At 64.0% G+C, this 19934-nt stretch carries 17 protein-coding genes; 16 read left to right on the plus strand and 1 reads right to left on the minus strand.

The window, feature by feature from the left end; genetic code table 11:
* Positions 1–9: 9 nt before the first annotated feature.
* The 16 genes from KF688_00455 (at position 10) to KF688_00530 (ending at position 19558) form a co-directional block, all read left to right on the plus strand.
* Entirely contained in the window at positions 10–1398 is a 1389-nt protein-coding gene (locus KF688_00455) for a hypothetical protein (protein MBX3424122.1), read from the plus strand.
* 87 nt (positions 1399–1485) lie between these two features.
* Positions 1486–6141, plus strand: a complete 4656-nt coding sequence (locus KF688_00460; GenBank protein MBX3424123.1) for a c-type cytochrome — start codon at positions 1486–1488, stop codon at positions 6139–6141.
* A gap of 170 nt (positions 6142–6311) precedes the next feature.
* Positions 6312–7106: a hypothetical protein gene (locus tag KF688_00465; protein ID MBX3424124.1), complete on the plus strand. Its 795-nt coding sequence runs from the start codon at positions 6312–6314 to the stop codon at positions 7104–7106.
* A 72-nt stretch (positions 7107–7178) separates the two neighbouring features.
* A complete protein-coding gene (locus tag KF688_00470) occupies positions 7179–8084 on the plus strand; it encodes a hypothetical protein (GenBank protein MBX3424125.1) in 906 nt (301 codons plus the stop codon).
* A 70-nt stretch (positions 8085–8154) separates the two neighbouring features.
* On the plus strand, positions 8155–9486 hold the full coding sequence (locus KF688_00475) for a c-type cytochrome (protein ID MBX3424126.1): 1332 nt from the start codon (positions 8155–8157) through the stop codon (positions 9484–9486).
* A gap of 83 nt (positions 9487–9569) precedes the next feature.
* The gene (coxB, locus tag KF688_00480) at positions 9570–10367 is read left to right on the plus strand and encodes a cytochrome c oxidase subunit II (protein ID MBX3424127.1); all 798 of its coding nucleotides are present in this window, start codon (positions 9570–9572) and stop codon (positions 10365–10367) included.
* 62 nt (positions 10368–10429) lie between these two features.
* The gene (locus KF688_00485) at positions 10430–12208 is read left to right on the plus strand and encodes a cbb3-type cytochrome c oxidase subunit I (GenBank protein ID MBX3424128.1); all 1779 of its coding nucleotides are present in this window, start codon (positions 10430–10432) and stop codon (positions 12206–12208) included.
* 117 nt (positions 12209–12325) lie between these two features.
* Entirely contained in the window at positions 12326–13399 is a 1074-nt protein-coding gene (locus tag KF688_00490; GenBank protein MBX3424129.1) for a COX15/CtaA family protein, read from the plus strand.
* Positions 13396–14334, plus strand: coding sequence for a heme o synthase (cyoE, locus tag KF688_00495; GenBank protein MBX3424130.1), 939 nt, complete (start codon positions 13396–13398; stop codon positions 14332–14334). Before KF688_00490 ends, cyoE begins: the two co-directional genes overlap by 4 nt.
* Positions 14335–14396: 62 nt before the next feature.
* Positions 14397–15503 carry a heme-copper oxidase subunit III gene (locus KF688_00500; GenBank protein MBX3424131.1) on the plus strand — a complete coding sequence of 369 codons (1107 nt, stop codon included), beginning with the start codon at positions 14397–14399 and terminating at the stop codon, positions 15501–15503.
* 136 nt (positions 15504–15639) lie between these two features.
* Positions 15640–16074, plus strand: coding sequence for a cytochrome C oxidase subunit IV family protein (locus KF688_00505; protein ID MBX3424132.1), 435 nt, complete (start codon positions 15640–15642; stop codon positions 16072–16074).
* Positions 16075–16107: 33 nt separating this feature from the next.
* Complete coding sequence (locus KF688_00510; GenBank protein MBX3424133.1) at positions 16108–17046, plus strand: ABC transporter ATP-binding protein; 939 nt, start codon at positions 16108–16110, stop codon at positions 17044–17046.
* 163 nt (positions 17047–17209) lie between these two features.
* A complete protein-coding gene (locus KF688_00515) occupies positions 17210–18022 on the plus strand; it encodes an ABC transporter permease (protein MBX3424134.1) in 813 nt (270 codons plus the stop codon).
* The gene (locus tag KF688_00520; GenBank protein MBX3424135.1) at positions 18019–18651 is read left to right on the plus strand and encodes an SCO family protein; all 633 of its coding nucleotides are present in this window, start codon (positions 18019–18021) and stop codon (positions 18649–18651) included. The genes KF688_00515 and KF688_00520 overlap by 4 nt, the downstream gene beginning before the upstream one ends.
* 68 nt (positions 18652–18719) lie before the next feature.
* Positions 18720–19208: a DUF420 domain-containing protein gene (locus KF688_00525; GenBank protein MBX3424136.1), complete on the plus strand. Its 489-nt coding sequence runs from the start codon at positions 18720–18722 to the stop codon at positions 19206–19208.
* A gap of 62 nt (positions 19209–19270) precedes the next feature.
* Positions 19271–19558 (plus strand): hypothetical protein, encoded by a 288-nt coding sequence (locus KF688_00530; protein ID MBX3424137.1) that lies wholly within the window; start codon positions 19271–19273, stop codon positions 19556–19558.
* Between the two features lie 34 nt (positions 19559–19592).
* On the opposite strand, the gene KF688_00535 is transcribed toward KF688_00530, so the two are convergent.
* The gene (locus KF688_00535; protein ID MBX3424138.1) at positions 19593–19898 is read right to left on the minus strand and encodes a DUF983 domain-containing protein; all 306 of its coding nucleotides are present in this window, start codon (positions 19896–19898) and stop codon (positions 19593–19595) included.
* Positions 19899–19934: the final 36 nt, after the last annotated feature.

The raw sequence follows: 19934 nt of genomic DNA on the forward strand, positions 1-19934 counted from the left end.
TCTCTCTCTATGACTCACGGACTCACCGACGCGCTGTTCTTTGAGAAGGTTTCGTCCTTCTTGGTGTGGTACTACGTCATGCTGGCCGTCATGAACGGCGTTGCGGCGTTGTACTTGTGGCGCACCGGCGGGACGCGCACTTGGATCCCCTTGGCGGAACAAAACGGGCGGAAGTACGGCGTCACCAACGTGGTCGTCTGGGTGCTGCTTGGCGGCGTCTTCGCCGTGTTGGCGGCTCTGGCCGGCACGGGGCTCGGAGGAAGCGGCGATTGGATGCCGTCGATGCCCGAGTCGTGGAAGAACTTCATCGACAACAGCACCGGGCCGGTCATCTACAGCCTCGGCACGACCGCGCTGTTGATCGTGCTGTACGTTTTCCGGCGATTCTTCGTCCGACCGGCGGTGGCGTGGACGATTCTCAACCTGATGCTGCTGTTTCTCGGTCTGTCGATGACCGACCGGGACTTCTTCGAGATCGTCGCCAAGCCGGACAACGTGCCGATCGTCATGTTGATCTTGCTCTTGGCGTTCTTCACCTGGGTGGGGACGTACCGGGCTGTGATCAACGACGACCGTATGGAACGGGGCGAACCGCCGCTGGAGAAGTTGGACGACGAGAAGGTGCTCGTGTGGCCCGATTTGGTCTACACCGAGTTGATCTGCATGATCGCCCTGACGGCGTTCTTGATCTTCTGGGCGATCGCGCTTCCCGCGCCGCTGGAGGAGCCGGCCAGCAGCGTGAAGACCCCCAACCCGTCGAAGGCCCCGTGGTACTTCCTGGGCTTGCAGGAAATGCTCGTCTACTACGATCCCTGGATGGCGGGGGTCGTGTTGCCGCTGCTGGTCGTGAACGGGCTGATGGCCATCCCGTATCTCGACTTCAACAAGGCCGGCAACGGCTACTACACGATCAAGGAGCGGAAGTTCGCGTACCTGACGTTCCAGTTCGGGTTCTTGGAAATCTGGATCACGCTGATCGTGCTGGGCACCCTGCTGCGCGGTCCGAACTGGAATTTCTTCGGGCCGTACGAGTACTGGGACGCTCACAAGGTCGAGGCGGCCGACAACGTCAACCTGTCGCAACTCTGGTGGAACAGTTGGCTGAATTCGAGCTTGCCGATCGCGGCCGCGGGGAGCAGTTTCTGGGTGCAAGCCGGCTTCATCCTGCTGCGGGAGTGGTTGGGCATTGCGCTCACGCTCGGTTATTTCATCGTGCTGCCGCCGATCATGGCGCTGACGTTCTTCCGGCGTTATTTCCAGAAGATGGGACTCATCCGCTTCATGCTGATGGCCAACCTGCTGCTGTTCATGGCGGCGCTGCCGATCAAGATGGTGCTCCGTTGGGTGTTCAATCTGAAGTACATCATCGCGATCCCCGAGTGGTTCCTGAATTTCTAAGTGGGCGGTGGGCAGTCGGCGGCAATGCTGCGGTCTCTGACAGCCAGTCACCAGTCACCAATCACCGATCACTAAACTCTCCCGTCCATGCCTGCCACAGAACAAACTTGGCGTAACCAGAAGCTGCTGCACGTCGTGTTCGCAGTCAGCGCGGTCGTCATGGCGATTGCCACGATTTGGCTTGTCGCCAAGGACCAGAACCGCGAGTGGAAAGACCTGCAGCTTGCGGATCGCAAGAAAGACGCCTGGATGCTGGCGTCCCGGCGGGATTTTCTCGCCGACCAGTATTCGGACAAGGTGACCGACTACGAAATGCGGCTGCGCTTGGCGAAGGTCGAGCCGATCGATCCGGAACTGATCGAGGATTTCAAAGGCGAAGTCCTGTTGGAAGACCAGCGGCTGGCCGGGGCCGACACGATCGAGGAATTGGGCGATCAAGCGGCGGAAAAGGCGGCCGCGACGTCGGGCGACGCCGGTTCGACGAAGCAGTTCGATCGCCTCGACGCAGCGTTGACTGCGTTCAACGAGGCGGCGACCAAGGTCGCCGAGGCCCGTGACGTCGCGCAAGCCGAGGACGCCTCTTCCGACGCCCCTCGCCAATTGGCCGCCGCTGAAACGGCGGCGATCGCCGCGCGCGACAAGCTGGGCGCTCGCCTCGGCGCGTTCGTCGCCGAGGCTCGCCGGCGCGAAAACAAGCTCGTCGGCGAGAAGAAGTCGGCTAACGGCGTCCGCACCGCGGTCGTAAGCAAAAAAGGGCTGATGGTCCACGAAGGGGCGGGCCAAGAAGCGCTCGACAAGGTCCAGGCCGAGATCGACCAGCTTGACGAACAACTGGCCGAACTGACCGCCGAGATTTCCGCGGCCAAGACCTATCGCATGGACCTCGAGGCGATCGTCGCGGACGTCAACTCGCAGGAAACGGAGATCCAGAAGGAACTGGCGACGATCCACACCGAACTGACTCGACTGACCGAGCAGGTGAAGCTCAATACGTCGAACGTGGGCGAATGGATCACGCGCTGGCCGGTGCTCAGCGCCCTGTACAACGGCAACATTCGCATCGATCAGATTTGGTTGCCGGATCTGACGATCAACTACAACTTCTCGCAAGTGGCGCGGTTCGACCGATGCACGACGTGCCACCGGGCGATCTCGAAGACGGCTCCCGGGACGGCGACCGACCCGCTCTATCCGAACGTGCCGAAGAGCGAGCGCGACTTCACGGCGACGATCCTCGCCCCCGAACGGCCTGAGGAACTCGATCTGGGCGCGGCCGCGACACGAACCAAGGCGCTGCGCGATCTGTACGGGCTGGTGCTGTCGGATTCGGGCATCATCAAGGGCGCCGACGTCACGGTCCACTACACGATCCCCGAGTCGCCGGCGGCGATCGCGGGGCTTGAGCCGGGGGACGTGATCAGGTCGGTGGGCGGCGTCGCGGTGCAGAGCCCCGACGGCGTCAAGGACGGGCTGCTCAAGCTCGTGAAATGGGAATCGCCCGTGGCGATCGAAATCCATCGCGGGCTCGATCAGCCCTTCACCGCTCATCCGCGGCTCGACCTGTATCTGACCGATCTCAGCCCGCATCCGCAAAAGGACTTCGGCTGCACGATCTGCCACGACGGCCAAGGGAGCGGCACGGAGTTCAAGTGGACGTCGCATACCCCCGACGATTGGAAGCAAGAGCAGGACTGGATCCGCAACCACGGCTGGTTTGACAACCACCACTGGATCTTCCCGATGCGGCCGGCGCGGTTCGCCGAGAGCAACTGCCTGAAGTGCCATCACGACAAGGGGGGCTTGGAGCCGAGCGAGCGCTTCCCCGAGCCGCCGGCCGCCTCGCTGGTCGAGGGCTGGACCCTGGTCGAGGAGTACGGCTGCTACGGCTGCCATGAAATGAACGGCTACAACGGTCCCAATCAGCGGATTGGTCCCGACGTGCGGCTCGAGCCCGCGTTCCACGAACTTGCCCAAGCGATTCTGCGCGACGAGAACCTCTCCGACGAGCAGCGGGAATTGGCCGAGCGGATCGTCGTCGCCCCTGACGATTCGGTCGCTCGGAACGAGCTGTTGACCGAACTAAGCACCGCCGCCGCCGAGGGCGAGACCGAGCTGTCGGCCCGGACTCTGGCGCTGGTGAGCGTGCTGAAGGACGTGGAGACCCCCGGAGTCTACCGCAAGTCGGGGCCCAGCCTGCGGCATCTCGCGGCGAAGGTCGAGTTCGATTGGCTCTACAGTTGGATTCGCAAGCCATCGGACTTCCGCCCGACGACCAAGATGCCGCAGTTCTTCATGCAGTACGAGCATCTCACCGAGGAGGAGGACGCCGCGGAACTTCACGCGAGCCTCAAATTCGAGCCGATCGAGATCCTCGCGTTGTCGCGATTCCTGCTGAACAACAGCGTCGAGTTCGAGTACCAGGACGCCCCCGAGAACGTCACCGAAGAGCCCTCGGCCGAGCGCGGCGCATGGCTGTTCGAGTCGCGGGGCTGTTTGGCGTGTCATTCGCACGGCGAGTTCCCCGAGGCCAAGGCGAATCAGGGCCCCGACTTGTCTGAAATCGCCGCCAAGCTCAACACGACCAAGGGGCGCAAGTGGCTCTACTCGTGGCTCAAGCAGCCGCACCGTTACCACCTGCGCACTAGTATGCCCGTGCTGTATCTCGATCCGATCGTCGAGACGGGCGAGGACGGTCGCCCGTCGGGGGCTGTCACCGACCCCGCGGCCGACATCGCCGAGTATCTGCTCAGCGTGACGAGCGATTGGAAGCCGCAGGGGATCCCCGCGCCGCAACTGGACGCGGATCAGGAGCAGGCGCTGGCCGAACTGGCGCTGGAGTGGCTCAAGAGCGACGCGATTCCCGAGGCCCGGGCGAAGAAGTACCTGGCCGACGGGGTCCCCGATCACATGGCCTCGAAACTGAAGGCCGACGAGCGGGTCTTGCTGGGCATGAACGCTGCGAACCGCGTCGACAAGCAGCTTGAGTTCGTCGCTCGCCGGACGATCGGCAAGTACGGCTGTTTCGGCTGCCACGACATCCCCGGTTACGAGGACGCCAAGCCGATCGGCACCGCCTTGGCCGACTGGGGCCGCAAGGAGTCGTCGAAGCTGGCGTTCGAGAACATCGGCTCGTTCCTCGAGAAGCACGGCATCGATCCGTCGATCGAAGTCGAGTACGGCGACGGGGGCAAGCTTTCCGTAAAGCGCCTCGGTCACGACGACCATGCCCATGGCGGTCATGGCGGGCATCTCGATCCTGGGGCCAAGGGAATCGGCAAGGACGACAGCTACTTCGTCCAGGCGATCAACAAGCATGTCCGCGACGGTTTCGCTTGGCAGAAGCTTCGCTACCCGCGCAGCTACGACTACAAGACGACTCGCAACAAAAGCTTCAACGATCGGCTGCGGATGCCGAAGTTCCCGTTCACCGACGACCAGCGCGAGGCGGTGATGACGTTCCTGCTGGGGTTGGTCAGTGAACCGCCGGCGCCGCAGTACGTCTATGCTCCGACCGGGGCCCAGAAAGCGATCGTCGAGGGCCGGCAGGTGCTCGAACGGTTCAACTGCGCCGGTTGCCACACGCTGAAAATGGAGCAGTGGCAGTTCGGCTACCGGGACGGCGATTTCGACACCGCGTCGACGGTCGACGACTTTCCGTTCCTGAAGCCCGCGTTCACTCCCAAAGACGTCGCCGCTTCGCTTGCGGTCGATCAGCGAGGCATGATGCACGCCACTGTGCACGGCATGCCGGTTCTCGACGAGGAGACGGGGCAGGTCACGTGGGTCGACGAGGATCGCGAGCCCATCTCGCCGGAAGAACTCGCCGAAGCGGAGGCCGAGGAAGGCGAAACGATCCCTGTGTTCTACAAGTTCACCCTCTGGCGCAACGCGCTGGTGGGAGGCGAACCGCGGCTGCGGGGCATCGAGGAATTGCTGATCCCGGCCGACCGGACGAAGTACGGCCCGGCCGAAGGGCAGGCGTATCCGGCGTGGGGGGGCGACTTGGCTCGGTACCTGTTCCCCAAGGTCATCGAAAAGGCCAAAGAGCGCAACCCGCAGGTCAACGGCAAAGAGGCCTGGGGCTGGCTCCCGCCGCCGCTGATGGAAGAGGGAGAGAAGGTGCAAACCGACTGGCTGCACGGGTTCCTTATGGATCCCAGCCCGTTGCGTCCTGCGGCGGTGATGCGAATGCCCAACTTCAAGATGTCCTCGGCCGAAGCGGCGAAGCTGACCAATTACTTCGCCGCGGCGAGCGGGGCCGAGTTCCCGTACGAGTACAAGCCGCAACAGTCTTCGAGTTACGTCGCCGCGGTGGCCGCGGGAGATAAGCAGGAGACGAAGCTCGACGAGGCGATGCGAATCGTCACCAGCGGCAATTACTGCGTGAAGTGCCACGCGGTGTCGGACTTTCAGCCGCAGGGAGATCGCGCGACCTTCGGCCCCCCCTTGTCGGAGGTTTACCGCCGGCTGCGGCCCGATTACGTCCGCGATTGGGTCGCCAACCCGAATCGAATTCTGCCGTACACGGGCATGCCGGTGAACATTCCCTATCGACCGGACGATCCGCAACTGGGGGGCGTCAGCCAGGACCTGTACCATGGCACGAGCCTCGAGCAATTGCGGGGGTTGGTCGACTTGCTGATGAATTTCGACGCCTACGCTAAGGGCCGGACCGATGTGTCGGGGCTGGTGCAGGAGTCGGCGGCGCAGAGCGCTGCGGGGAGCGCCGCGGGAGGAGAATGACCTGAATGCGCCGCTGACGACAGTGCCTCGGCCTGTCGTCGGTCGGCCGCGAGCGGCTTGGCGAACACTGCGATCTTGCCCGACAAGCCGAAGACTGTTGAAACCACTCGACCTGGACCGATCGGAGTCGCCGCTCGACGGTCGGTTCGCAATTCGTCAGGAGCGTTGCCATGTGTTGCTACCGTGATTGTCTGAAGAGTTTGAGTCTGTCGGCGAGCGCAGCGCTCGTTGCGGGGGCGCTGTGCGCCTCGGCCGGGGCCGCCGATTGGGGGACCATCAAGGGTCGCTTCGTGCTGGACGGCGAGGTGAAGCCGGCGCCGGTCAAGGTCGACAAGGACACGGCGTTCTGCGGTCCGTTCAAGCTGGTCAACGAGAGCGTGGTCCAGGGCGAAAACGGCGGGCTGGCCAACGTGTTCGTCTACTGCAGTTCGAAGAGCGTCGCGGTGCACCCCGACTACGAGACCGCCGCGAAGACGGTCGTGCTCGACAACAACCAGTGCCGTTTCGAGCCGCACGCGATGACGGTGTGGACCAAGCAGCCGCTGGAAATCCGCAACAGCGACCAGGGGATCGGCCACAACACGAATGCACAAAACTTGGTGGTCAACGCCAAGTTCAACGAGCAGGTGACCAACGACAAGCCGATCGTCAAGGAATTTCAAAAGTCCGAGCCGGTGCCGACCGAGTTCGCTTGCAACGTCCACCCGTGGATGAACGCGTTGGTGTTGATCCGCGACAACCCGTACATGGTCGTTTCGGGCAACGATGGTTCGTTTGAACTGGCCAACGTCCCGGCCGGCAAGCACGAGTTCATCATCTGGCACGAGACCAAGGGCAACATGCGCGATCTGGTCGTCGGCGGCGAGAAGACGAACCGCAAGGGGCGGATCGATTTGACCGTCAAGGCGGGCGAGACGCTCGACCTCGGCGACATCAAGGTCACGAAGAAGCAACTGGGTTTGTAAGCGAACAGTCGGTCGTCGTCCCGTGCCGCGTCGGCCGGGGCGGCGCCGCTTGGTTTGTTGGGAGAGCGAAGCATGGTTCGTCCGTTCCCTGGCCTCCGCGTGGCGCGGTCGTGGCGGCTTCTCGGTTGCGCGGCGATCGCGACGGCGGTCGGCTGTCAGCAGTCGACGAACATCGGCCCCGTGGCCGACGCCGGTCAGGCGGCGAAGATCGCGGCGGCGTTTCGCTCCGCGGGGGGCGAGACCTCGTCGAGCGCGGCCGAGTCGACCGGTACGGGGTGGGCCACCCTCAAGGGGCGGTTCACCTTCCTCGGCGATCCCCCGCCGATGCCGGCCTACGTCGTGAACAAGGACGAGGCCACGTGCGCTCCCGGCGGCAAAGCCCCGCCGCAAGAGTGGCTCAAAGTCGGCGACGGCGACGGGTTGGCGAACGTCGCGATCTACGCCCGCAGCGTAAGCCGCGTTCACGAATCGGCCGAGGCCCCCGACGAATCGTTGGTGTTCGACCAGAAGCAATGCGTGTTCCTGACGCACGTCGCGGCGGTTGTCGTGGGGCAGACGATCGAGATCAAAAACAGCGACGACGTCGGTCACAACACCAACATCGCCGAGGGGAGCAACAAGCTCAATCAGACGATCCCGGTCGGACAGTCGGTGCCGTTCGTGCCGCAAAAGGAGGACGCCTCGCCGGCCGCCGTGCGGTGCAGCATCCACCCGTGGATGTTGTCGTACCTGCTGGCTCGCAAGAACGGTTACGTGTCGATCACCGGCCCGGACGGTTCGTTCGAGCTGGCCAACTTGCCTGCCGGCGAAGAGATCGAGATTCAAGTCTGGCACGAAGCGTCCGCGGGCGTCGTGCCCGAGGGGGACGTCGCCAAAGAATACAAGTGGACCAAGAAGGGCCGCTTCAAGATCAAACTCGATGAAGACGAAACCCGCGAGTTGGATCTGCAGATTCCCGCGTCCCTGTTCGCCAGTTGATTGTTCGCCGCCGCGGAACTTTCCTCGTGCCTCCCCCGGCGGACCTTTGCGTTTAACACTCGACAAGTCGATGAAGCACATACTTGCCAGCGTCCAATTGCTCCTCGTCGCGGCGGTCGTCGCCGCGCTTGCGGGCTGTGATCAGGTCGAACCGCCGAACTTTCGGCTGAACATGGTTCGCATGGTCGGACCGAACAACAACGAAATCGGCCCCGAGTACCGCCAAGAAATCGCCAACGTGCTCGACGGGTTGTTCGGCACGCCTGACGAACCGATCGCTCTCGCCGATTCGGGCTTGAGCCAGACCCGGCTCGCTCTGTCGGCCGGCCCCGCGTGGAGCGACGAGGGAGGCGTCGGTCACGGGCTCTATCGCAAACACTGCGTCCATTGCCACGGGGTGAGCGGCGACGGGCGAGGGCCGACGGCGCGGTTTCTCAACCCTTATCCCCGCGACTACCGGATGGGGACGTTCAAGTTCAAATCGAATGCCAACGCCGCTCGCCCGACTGACGAGGACCTCCGCCGGATCCTCTGGAACGGCGCCCCCGGGACCTCGATGCCCTCGTTTTCGCTGCTGGGCGAGGGGGAACTCGAATCGCTTGTCGAGTACGTGAAGTACCTCGCGATGCGCGGCGAGGCGGAGCGGGCGCTGGCCGACTACGTCTACAACGAGCTCGGCGAGGACGAAGTCGAAGGCGAGGACGGCACGACGCGCCTGGTGCGGATCCCGCTCAACCCCGTCGACGGCCAATATGCCGACGAGCAGCGCGAGGCGATCGCCGAGATCGTCGCGGGGGTCGTCGAGGCGTGGGGCGAAGCCAACGATTCGATCGTCGTTCCGGCGGACGGCGACATCCCCGACGACGATCGCAGCGCGGAAGAGATCGCCGCGTCGGTCGCCAAGGGTCGCGAATTGTTCTACGACAAGCGGGCCAACTGTTACACCTGCCACGGGCCGACCGGCCTGGGCGACGGACAGACGACCGATTACGACAACTGGACCAAAGAGCAACTGGCCGTCATCGAAGCGACGACTCAACTCGAAAAGTCGATCGCCGAAGATCGGGCCGACCCGGAACTTGACGAAGAGGGCGAGGCCGAACTCGCGGTCAACATCCAGTTGCTGGCCGACCGCAAGGACGTGCTCGCCACGCTTTACCCGGTGAGGAACGCGATCCCGCGTAATCTGCGGGCTGGCGTCTATCGCGGCGGCCGACGGCGGGTCGACGTCTTCTGGCGGATTCATGAAGGGATCCCAGGGTCGCCTATGCCGGGCGCCGGGGCGACTTTGTCGAACTCCGAAATCTGGAACATCGTCGACTACGTCCTGTCGCTGCCGTACGAAGCGGCCAGCACCCCTCAGAAGGCGCTGCCGACCAACATCCAGGCGATCGCCAAGTAACGCCGTGGCCTTGCCTCCCATGCTCGATTCGCTCCCGGCGGCTCAAGCACGTTGACATTCACCCCGCCTGTGCGGACAGACCGATGATCAAGCGAATTCTCAACTGGGCTCCCGGTTTCTGGGCGATCCTGTTCTTGCTGGTGCCGATCGGCGGGGTGCTGACCTTCGTCCTGGCGCCGAGCTATCGAATCTGGTTGCCGCAGGACGTCTCGGAGCACGGCCGGGTGATCGACGGCCTGTTCATGTTCATTCTTTATCTGACCGGGGTGGTGTTCATCGCGACCGAGTGCGTGATGTTCTACTTTCTCTGGAAGTACAGCGAGAAGAAGACGACCGAACCGGTCGCATTCAGTCACGGCAGCCACTCGCTGGAGGTCGTGTGGACGATCATCCCCGCGGTGACGCTGCTGTTCATCGCGATTTACCAGATGGACGCCTGGGCCGCGAACAAGATGCGGGCCCCCGAAATGGCTCCAACCTGCGAAGTGACCGGCCGGCAGTTCAATTGGGACTTCCGCTACCCGGGCCCCGACGGCGAACTCTATACGGCCGACGACATTGTGCGGACCGACGGCAAGCTTTACCTCCCCTACGGCGAGGAGGTGTTGCTGAAGATCACCAGCGCCGACGTGCTCCACAGCTTCTTCCTCCCGAACCTGCGGCTGAAGCAGGACGTGGTCCCGGGCATGGTGCAAAGCATGTGGTTCAAGGCGACCGAAGGGGGGAGCTTCGACATCGTTTGCGCCGAACTGTGCGGCTGGGGCCACTACAAGATGAAGGGCGAGATCACCCTGCTGCCCCGTCCAGAGTACGAGAAGAAACTGGAAGAACTGCGGGCCGACGCCAACACGTCCACCGTCGCGGTCCCCGCGGGGAACTGACGTTCCCGCATCCGCGGGCAACCAAGAGGCAAAGTCAATCGGCCTGAAGCCGAGGATTCATCATGAGTACTGTTTCGATCGACTCGACCGCCGGCCACGGCCACGCCGAGCACGCCCCTGCGGGCGGGTTCCTGCGGACCTACGTCTTCTCGCTCGATCATAAGATCATCGGCTTGCAGTTTCTGTTCAGCACGCTGATTTGGTTCATCGTGGGGGGGCTCTTGGCCTTAGGGGTTCGTTGGCAGCTTGCCTACCCCTGGCGGCCGATGCCGATCCTGGGGAGTCTGCTTGCCCAAGGAGAAGGGGGGCAGATCGCTCCCGAGGTCTACACGATGCTGGTGACGATGCACGCCAGCGTGATGATCTTCTTCGTGATCATTCCGGTGCTGGCCGGGGCGTTCGGCAATTTTCTGATCCCGCTGATGATCGGCGCCGACGACATGGCGTTTCCGACGCTCAACATGCTGAGCTACTGGTTCATGTGGCCGGCGTTTCTGGCGATGGGTTCGAGCTTTTTCGTGGAAGGAGGGGCCTCCGCAGGGGGCTGGACCGCCTATCCTCCCTTTGCGCTCACGCAGGGGACAGGACAAACCCTATGGCTCATTGGGCTCACCATGGTCGGCGTCTCGTCGATGATGGGGTCGGTCAATTACCTGACGACGATCATTCAGATGCGGGCGCCAGGCATGACGATGTTCCGATTGCCGATGACCATCTGGGGGATGTTCATCACCGCCGTGCTGCAAGCCTTTGCGCTGCCGGTCCTTACTGCTGCCGGGTTCATGCAGATGAGCGACCTGAAGCTCGGTACGGGATTCTTCATCCCCGACGGCTGGACGGCGAACAACGAACTTGCCCAGTCGGGGGGCGGCCAGCCGCTGTTATGGCAGCACCTGTTCTGGTTCTACAGCCACCCGGCGGTGTACATCATGATCCTGCCGGCGATGGGCATGGTGTCCGACATGCTCAGTTGCTTCTCCCGCAAACCGTTGTTCGGATACAAGCCGATGGTCTACTCCATCGCGGGCATCGCGGGTCTGGGATTCATCGTGTGGGGGCACCACATGTTCGTCTCGGGCATGAACCCGGCGTTGGGGATGACCTTCATGGTCTCGACGATGATGATCGCTCTGCCCAGCGCGATTAAGACCTTCAACTGGCTGGGGACGATCTGGCGGGGCAATCTCCAGTTCACGACCCCCATGTTGTTCTCGCTGGCGTTCGTGTCGATGTTCATCATCGGCGGCCTGTCGGGGATATTCATGGCCGCCACGCCGGTCGACATCTTCATTCACGACACGTACTTCATCGTCGCCCACTTCCATTACGTGCTGTTCGCCGGCACCGCGATGGCCGTCTTGGGGGCGATCTACTTTTGGTTCCCCAAGATGTTCGGACGGATGATGAACGACTCGTGGGGCAAGGTTCACTTCGCTTTGACGTTCGTGCTGATGAACCTCGTGTTCTATCCCATGCACATCCTGGGGATGCAGGGATTCCCGCGGCGGTTGGCCGACCCGTACCACTACGCGACGTTCCGACACTTGTTGCCGCTGAACCAGTTCATGAGCTGGTGCGCATTTTTGCTCGTCGGAGTGCAGATCCTCTTCGTGATCAACTTCTTCTGGAGCATGTTCTTCGGGCCCCGCTGCGGGCGCAATCCGTGGAAGGCCAATGGGCTGGAATGGCAGGCGCCTAGCCCGCCGGGGCATGGGAACTTCGACTTCCAGCCGATGATCTACCGCGGCCCATACGAGTACAACTCGCCCGAGGTAAGCGAAGACTATTACCCGCAGACCCAACCCCCCGCCGAAGGCGTCGTCCCCGCCCCGGCGCACTGAGATGCGTGATATGAGATGTGCGCTTGTCGATGTCAGTGGATTGCGGAGCGCACATCGCTTCCCGCATCGGCAATCAAACGTCAAACATCCCGCATAGAACTGCCCCAGACTGTTTCCATGCCGTCGACCGCCGCATCGCCGCAAAGCTCGTGGCCCCATCGCTGGGCCTGGGTCTTGGCGTGCGCGACCTTTCCGCTCGTCTGGTGGGGCGGGTGGGTCGTCGCCTCGGGCTCGGGGATGGCCTTTCGCGATTGGCTCACCTCCGACGGCGTGGCGATGCCGCTCTACCCGTGGCTAAGTTCCGCCGGCGACAAGTTTATCGAGCACGGCCACCGGTTGTTGGGGATGGTCGTGGGCGCGCTGACGATCGTGTTGGTCGTCTCCTGCCATGTGGCGCCCGAGCGCACCGCAGTGCGGCGGTACAGCTTGGCTCTGCTGGTCGGGGTGATCGCTCAGGGGGCGCTTGGGGGTTTGCGCGTCGTACTCGACGAGCGAGTCGTCGCGCTGGTGCACGGCGCCACGGCGGCGAATTCCGGCGCGACGATGAGCGGCGGCGCGCGAGTCGTCGCGCTGGTGCACGGCGCCACGGGCCCGCTGTTCTTCGCCGCCGCCGCCGGGATGGTCGTCCTCACCTCGTCGCGATGGCAGAACGAACCTTCGCTCACGAACCCCGGTCAACCCGATTACAAGCTGCGACGCCTCGCTCTCATCTGTGCGGGGTTGGCCTATGCCCAACTGCTGCTGGGGGTCGTCGTGCGGCACAGCGCGCTGATGATCGGCGACCGGGCCCCGGCGCTGTTCGAGGGGGCCGCGTATTTGCACGTCCTCGTCGCGGCGGCGGTCGTCGTCCACTTAGCGCTCTTGGCGGTGCGGTCGCGTCGCGTGGAGCAACTGCGGGGCGTCACGGCCGGATTGGCTGCGCTCGTGGCCGTTCAATTCATCCTGGGGATCGCGACTTGGCTTGCCAAGTACGGCTGGCCTGCGTGGGCGACTTCGCTGGTCGGGGAGCGCCACTATCTCAATCGCGAGGCTGAATCGGTTCGGGCGATCATCGTCACTGGGCACGGCGCCATCGGGGCGCTGATCGTCGCCTTGGCGGTCGTCGCCGCCTTGCTTGCCGCAAAACGAATCGGAACGCACGTCGCCGCGGCATGCGGCGCCGCCGCCTGCGTCGGGAGGTCGTTTGCATGAGCCGCGCCTCGACCAATCCCCGCTTCTCCCCGCCGGCAGCCGCGCTGACCGTTCCGCAGTCGCACCGGGCGAGCGCCGCTCGCTGGCGCGATTATCTGCAACTCGCCAAACCGCGGATCGTGACGCTGGAACTGATCGTCGCCGCCGCGGCGGCTTGCATCGCGGCGCCCCACGAGCTCGATCCGCGCGTGCTCGTCGAGGCCCTGGCCGCGACCGCCCTGGTGGCCGGCAGCGCCAGCGCGGCCAATCAACTGCTCGAACGTCGCGTCGACGCCCGCATGCGCCGCACGGCCGACCGACCTCTGCCCGCAGGGCGGGTGACGCCGCTCGAGGCGGCGGCGCTGTCTGCCGTGACGCTGGTCGTCGGCCTGGCGTGGCTTGTGCTGCGCGTGAATCTGCTGACGGCCGCCTTGGGCGCGGCAAGCTGGATATTGTACGTGGCGATTTACACCCCGCTGAAAACTCGCACGCCGTTGAACACCGTCGTCGGCGCCGTCGCCGGGGCGTTGCCGCTGCTAATGGGCTGGACCGCAACCGGCCGGCCCCTGGGTCTGACCGCTGCAGCGCTGGCCTGCGTGCTGTTTCTGTGGCAGTTTCCCCACTTCATGGCGATCGCGTGGCTTTATCGCCGCGACTATGCTCAGGCGGGCCATCGCATGCTTACGGTGGTCGATCCGACGGGCGTGCGCGCCGGCGTGCAGGCCGTGCTCGGAGCGCTGGCGATCTTGCCGGTGAGCCTTGTGCCCGCCCTGGCGCCGACCAGCGGCAGCCCGGGCGTTTACTCGGTGTGGGCCTTGACGCTGGGGGGAGCCCAACTCGCTCTGGCGATTCGCTTTTGTTTCGACCGCGACGACGCCTCGGCACGGCTGCTGCTCAAGAGCACGCTCGTGTTCCTCCCCGCCTGGATGGGCGTCCTGCTGATGGTGAGCCTCTGAGCCGCCCCCAAGTCAATCTGAAATCAGAATTCGCAACTCATAAATCCGCGCTCCAAATTCCCATGTCTGATCACGATTCCCACGGCCACCACGCCGGGTTCGACTATCATCCCGCCTTGCCGATTCCCAACGGCAAGCTGTGCTTGTGGTTGTTCCTGTCGACCGAGATCATGTTCTTCGCGGGGCTGATCGGCGCGTACATCGTGCTGCGCTTCGGCGCCCCGGCGTGGCCGAGCACGCACGACGTGCATCTGGTCGAGTATCTCGGTGCGATCAATACGGCGGTGCTCATCGGGTCGAGCATTACGGTCGTGCTCGCCCTGGAAGCGGCCAAGCGAAACAACGCCTCCACGGCCAAGGGTTGGATGCTATTGACGCTCGTCCTGGGCTCCGTGTTTTTGGGAGTGAAAGCGTTCGAGTACCGAGCCAAGTTCTCGCACGGCATCTACCCCGCGTTGCCGCACAGCCAGATCTTTGAAAAGGCTGACGTGAACTATGCTCAAGCGGTGCGGCTGCGTCTCGCCGATCTCAAGCTGCAACTGCAGGCCGACAAGCTGGCGTTGGAGGAGCAGCAGGAGGCCGAGGGCGCCGACGCAACGGCGCTGGCCGCCGCCATCGACGAGGTCGGCGACAAGATCGCCGTGCTCGACGAGATCGCTCCCGAACTGGACTCGGTCGAGAAGCTGCTCCGCGACAATCCTGACGCCGAGTCTCCCGGCGCCGTTGGCGCCCGGGTGGCGCTGCTGCAGTTGGCCGACAAGATCTATCCCCGGGCGAGTCTGCACGAGCATCACGGATCGACCGAGCACGACGAAGCGGAGGAGCCGGCCAAGGCCGCCTCGACGCGAAAGCCCCGCTTCCTCCTCGCCTCGACGGCGAGCGGCGGTTCGGAGGACCACGGGGGCGGGCATCTTGAAGGTTTGAACGACCGCTATCCGTGGCTGAAGTTGCCGATCATGATCCCCGGCGGCAACTTGTGGGCGAGCACCTACTTTCTGGTCACGGGCTTCCACGCGATCCACGTCATCGTCGGCCTGATTGCGTTCGTGATTCTGCTGGGCAAGACCCTCGACGCGACCAAGGCCGGAGTCATCGAAAACGTCGGCCTGTATTGGCACTTTGTCGACTTGGTGTGGATCTTCCTGTTCCCGCTGTTGTATTTGTTTTAAGAGGCGCGCCGGGGAGAGTTCGGAGATTTGGGGAGAGAGCGTTTGCCGAATTCAGCCTGCCTGCCCGGGCGCTCCGCCGCATTTTTGCTCGCATCGCACTTTAATTGATCGCTCCGTTGTTTGGAGTTCATTCGTTATGACGCACTCTGCCGCCGAGCCGCACGCCGCTCATGACCACGACCACCACGGCCCGAAAGGGGTGGGAATCTACGTGGCCGTAGCGATCGCGCTAGTTTTCCTGACCGCCTGCTCTTACGCCACGTACACGCCGGTGTGGGAAACGCTGATTGGCGACAGCGTTGCGGTGAAACGCATCTGGATGATGGCCGTTTCGTGCACCAAGGCTATGCTCGTGATCATGTTCTTCATGCACCTGAAGTGGGAAGCGAACTGGAAGTGGGTCCTCACGATCCCGGCGAGTCTGATGTCGCTGTTCTTGGTCTTGATGCTGGTCCCCGACGTGGGGCTGCGGATGAACAAGGCTTCGTACGAACGGCTGAAATACTCCGCGGAGACCCCGGCTGTCGAGCCTGATCGCGACGGACTGAAAGTTCACAAGGACGACCACTAAATCGTCGGTCAGTTCTCATCCGCCGTCCCGACCATGTCCGCAGACGATGCGCTGATGGTTTCGCACGTCTCGCATCGCTACGGCGAGCGAACGGCCCTCGACGATTTGTCCCTGACCGTCCGTCGAGGCGAGGCGTTTCTGTTTCTCGGACCCAATGGCAGCGGCAAGACGACCCTGTTCCGGCTGCTGTCGACGCTCATTCCGTTGCAGCAGGGCGAGGTCGTGGTCATGGGCTGCAGCCTGCGGACCGCCGCTGCGGCCGCGCGGCGCGAGATCGGCGTCGTGTTCCAGGCGCCTAGTCTCGATCGCAAGCTCACGGTCGCGGAGAACTTGAAGCATCACGGCCGGCTTTACGGGCTCGGGGGCGCGCCGTTGCGAGCGGCGATCGAGGCTAAACTCGCCGCCGTCGGACTTGCCGATCGGGCGAGCGAACTTGTCGAAAAGCTCTCGGGCGGGATGAAACGCCGCGTCGAACTCGCCAAGGCGCTCCTGTCGCGGCCGAAGCTGCTCTTGCTCGACGAACCGAGCACGGGGCTCGACCCTGCGGCGCGGATCGACCTGTGGCGAGCCCTGGGAGATTTGCAGCGGACGCAGGGGACGACGCTCGTCGCGACGACTCACTTGCTCGAGGAAGCCGAGCGAGCCGACCGCATTGCGATTCTGGACCAAGGCCGACTCGCGGCGCTCGATTCGCCCGACGCTCTGCGGGCCGCCGTCGGGGGGGATGCGATCGTTATCCGCTGTGCTGACCCGACGCAGCTCGCCGCGGCGATCGGCGAGCGCTTTGACTGCCGCTCGATGGTCGTCGATGGCGCCGTCCGGCTGGAGGTCCCCGACGGCCACCTTTGGATCCCGCGCCTGGTCGAGTCCTTTCCGCAGGAGATCCTCAGCGTCTCGCTGGGAAAGCCGACTCTGGAGGACGTGTTCATCGACCTCACAGGACACAAGTTTGCCGCCGTTGCCGAGGAATAGGAGCGATCTCGTCGCGGAGGTCGCAGCCGACTCATAGATCGAGTCGGCTGGCCGCGAAATGGGCGACTGGCGATCGGCGACGTTTGCCTGAGTTTTGAAGCGTTGTGGCACGAGAGGGGCTGCCCGCCGCAGCGAGAGTCGCTTTCCCCGACCAGCAGATTTTATGAACGATCCGCCTTTGACAACCGAAGCGAGCCCGCCCGGTTGGGCCGCCGCCCTGACGCTGGCTGAGCGAGAGCTTGTGCGTTTCTTCCGACAGAAGAATCGCGTCTTCGGCGGGCTCGGACAGCCGATCATCTTCTGGCTGCTGTTCAGCGAGGGGCTACGGCCTAACGACCTGGGCTACGCCCACTTTTTTCCCGGCACGGTGGCGATGATCCTGCTGTTCACGGCGATCTTCGCGACGATCTCGGTGATCGAGGATCGCCGCGAGGGATTCCTGCAGTCGGTGCTCGTTTCGCCGGCGCCGCGGTGGGCGGTAGTGCTCGGCAAGGTGCTCGGCGGGGCGGCGATCGCGCTGTTGCAAGGACTTGTGTTCCTGGCCCTCGGCTGGGCGACGATGCCGCTGGCGAGTTCGCCGGGCGAACTGGTCGCGGCGGTGATCCTCATGGCCGTGATTGCGGTTGCCCTCACGGCGCTGGGGTTCTCGATCGCGTGGCGGATGGACTCGACTCAGGGGTTCCACGCCGTGATGAGCGTGTTCCTGTTGCCGATGTGGCTGCTGTCGGGGGCGTTTTTCCCCGCGGGGGGCTCGGGATGGCTCGCCTGGACCGTGCGCGCGAATCCGCTCACCTACGGCGTGGCCGGTTTGCGGCATTACCTTCGCTTTGCCGATGCGAGCGAAGTCGTCGCGTCCCCCGTTGCCAACCTCCCCTCGCTCGCGACATGCTGGGGAGTGACGCTCGGCTTTGCGGCGCTGTTGATCGCGATCGCGTGGCGTTCCGCCCGAGCGCGAACCGCGGGAGATTTGCTGTGAACAATTCGACGCTGCCGTATTGGTTGACGCTGCTGGTGGCGTTGGCGGCCAGCTATGGCGGGTACAAATGGTATCAGGTCGAACAAGCGCGCCCCTCGGGGGGCGTCGAACTGGCCAACTTGCCGCCGCTGCAGCAGTTTGAGCTCACCGAGCGCAGCGGCGAGACGTTTCGTTCGGCCGAAATGCGCGGCAAGGTGTGGGCCGTGTCGTTTTTCTTCACGACCTGCCCCGGTTCCTGCAAGCGACTCAATGCGAACATCAAGTACCTTCACAGCCGGCCGGCGCTCGCCGACGTGACCTTCGTCAGCATCTCGGTCGATCCGCAAACCGACAGCGTGCCGGTCCTGGCCGAGTACGCCAAGAGCATGAACGCCGACCCGCAGCGGTGGTTGTTCGTCCGCGGCGAGATGTCGTACGTCCGCCGCGTGGGGCGAGACGTCCTGCAAGTCGACGACGTCAGCTACCAGGGGCACCGCGATTTTCTCGTGCTCGTCGACCGGACCGGAACGATTCGTGGCGCCTACGACGCCGGGCGGTACTCCGAACTCGAGCGGATCGAGAAGAAACTCGTCGAACTCCTGGCCGAGGCCCCGCCGAAGGCTGACGAAGCGACGACGGATGCCGATTGAGGTTCCAACCATGGAGTCCCACGCTCCCGCCGTCCCCACGTCTCCACTTCCAAGAAAAACCGCACCGTATGCTCCTTGCCGCCGCCCATTTCCTGGTTCATCTGAACGCCGCGCTCAACACGCTGGCGACCGTGCTGTTGATTGTCGGGCTGGTCCGCGTGAAGCGCGGGGCCGAGTCGGCTCACGGCCGCACCATGGTTGCGGCCTTTGTCGTGTCGAGCTTGTTTCTCGCAAGCTATCTGACTTACCACGCGATCGCCGGCAGCGTGACGTTCACCCATCCCGGCCCGGTGCGGTATGCGTACTACGCGATCTTGCTCTCGCACGTGCTGTTAGCGTTCGCCGTGCCGGTCCTGGCGATCCTCGCGCTTTGGTTCGGCGGCAAGGCCTTGGGATGGGGCGCCGCAGCCGCGCTGCCGGCGAGCGAGCGGGGCGCGTACCGGCTCAAGCATCGCCGAGTCGTCCGTTGGGCGTTCCCGATCTGGCTGTACGTTTCGGTCACCGGCGTGATCGTCTACTTGATGCTCTATCACCTCTGGCCCCCCGCGGCGGCCTGACCTAGAATTGAAGCGAGCCGGTCTCCCGCCGGCGCCGATCAAGCCCGTCAGGAATTTGAATCATGAGCCGCCGCCTCCGCAGCCTGACGCGATCCGTCGCCCGCGAGGCGGCTCTGTGCGCCTTGGCCGCGATGGTCGTGTTCGCGCTGGCCGAGGCGGCCATCGCTTGCCCGACCTGCAAAGACGGCGTCGCCGAAAACGACCCCGACGCGCAGCGCTTGGCGGCCGGGTTTTACTACAGCATTCTCTTCATGCTGACGATGCCGCTGGCCATCCTGGGAACGTTCGGCACGGCTTGTTATCGGGCGGTTCGCAAGGCGCGCGCCGAACAGGGCGCAACCCGGTCCTGACAATCCGGTTCGCTGGAGGCCGTGGGCCTCTCGGCTAGCGTTGCGAACGGGGCCATTCTCGTGCGCGGCGTTCCTCTTCGTTCGGCCAGGGGTCCCAGCGTTCGTCGAACGCAATCCACAACGCCCGGGCGTAGCGGAAGAACCACAGCGGGAACGCGAGCGAGAAGAGCGCCAGCGCCGCGAGCAACTGGTCGCTCGTCAACGCGCCGCTGAAGTAACCCGCGAAGTAGGCCGCGGTGACCAACATCGCCGTGACGCCGTAGTTGAAGTAGATCGAGCCCAGCAGATAGCCGGGCGCTCGATTGAATCGCCGCCCGCAGCTCGGGCACGGGTCGTTCATCCGGAACCAACCGCTGAAAATTCGTCCGACGCCGCA

Source organism: Pirellulales bacterium, assembly GCA_019636345.1.
Taxonomy (GTDB): Bacteria; Planctomycetota; Planctomycetia; order Pirellulales; family Lacipirellulaceae.

What these genes read in the sequence shown, in the direction of transcription:
- KF688_00515 (MBX3424134.1), top strand. Translation starts at nt 17,210, where the DNA reads ATGAACGATCCGCCTTTGACAACCGAAGCGAGCCCGCCCGGTTGGGCC.
- KF688_00475 (MBX3424126.1), top strand. Translation starts at nt 8,155, where the DNA reads ATGAAGCACATACTTGCCAGCGTCCAATTGCTCCTCGTCGCGGCGGTC.
- KF688_00460 (MBX3424123.1), top strand. Translation starts at nt 1,486, where the DNA reads ATGCCTGCCACAGAACAAACTTGGCGTAACCAGAAGCTGCTGCACGTC.
- KF688_00500 (MBX3424131.1), top strand. Translation starts at nt 14,397, where the DNA reads ATGTCTGATCACGATTCCCACGGCCACCACGCCGGGTTCGACTATCAT.
- KF688_00535 (MBX3424138.1), bottom strand. Translation starts at nt 19,898, where the DNA reads ATGAACGACCCGTGCCCGAGCTGCGGGCGGCGATTCAATCGAGCGCCC.
- KF688_00525 (MBX3424136.1), top strand. Translation starts at nt 18,720, where the DNA reads ATGCTCCTTGCCGCCGCCCATTTCCTGGTTCATCTGAACGCCGCGCTC.
- KF688_00485 (MBX3424128.1), top strand. Translation starts at nt 10,430, where the DNA reads ATGAGTACTGTTTCGATCGACTCGACCGCCGGCCACGGCCACGCCGAG.
- KF688_00470 (MBX3424125.1), top strand. Translation starts at nt 7,179, where the DNA reads ATGGTTCGTCCGTTCCCTGGCCTCCGCGTGGCGCGGTCGTGGCGGCTT.
- KF688_00505 (MBX3424132.1), top strand. Translation starts at nt 15,640, where the DNA reads ATGACGCACTCTGCCGCCGAGCCGCACGCCGCTCATGACCACGACCAC.
- KF688_00455 (MBX3424122.1), top strand. Translation starts at nt 10, where the DNA reads ATGACTCACGGACTCACCGACGCGCTGTTCTTTGAGAAGGTTTCGTCC.
- KF688_00465 (MBX3424124.1), top strand. Translation starts at nt 6,312, where the DNA reads ATGTGTTGCTACCGTGATTGTCTGAAGAGTTTGAGTCTGTCGGCGAGC.
- coxB (MBX3424127.1), top strand. Translation starts at nt 9,570, where the DNA reads ATGATCAAGCGAATTCTCAACTGGGCTCCCGGTTTCTGGGCGATCCTG.
- KF688_00510 (MBX3424133.1), top strand. Translation starts at nt 16,108, where the DNA reads ATGTCCGCAGACGATGCGCTGATGGTTTCGCACGTCTCGCATCGCTAC.
- cyoE (MBX3424130.1), top strand. Translation starts at nt 13,396, where the DNA reads ATGAGCCGCGCCTCGACCAATCCCCGCTTCTCCCCGCCGGCAGCCGCG.
- KF688_00490 (MBX3424129.1), top strand. Translation starts at nt 12,326, where the DNA reads ATGCCGTCGACCGCCGCATCGCCGCAAAGCTCGTGGCCCCATCGCTGG.
- KF688_00530 (MBX3424137.1), top strand. Translation starts at nt 19,271, where the DNA reads ATGAGCCGCCGCCTCCGCAGCCTGACGCGATCCGTCGCCCGCGAGGCG.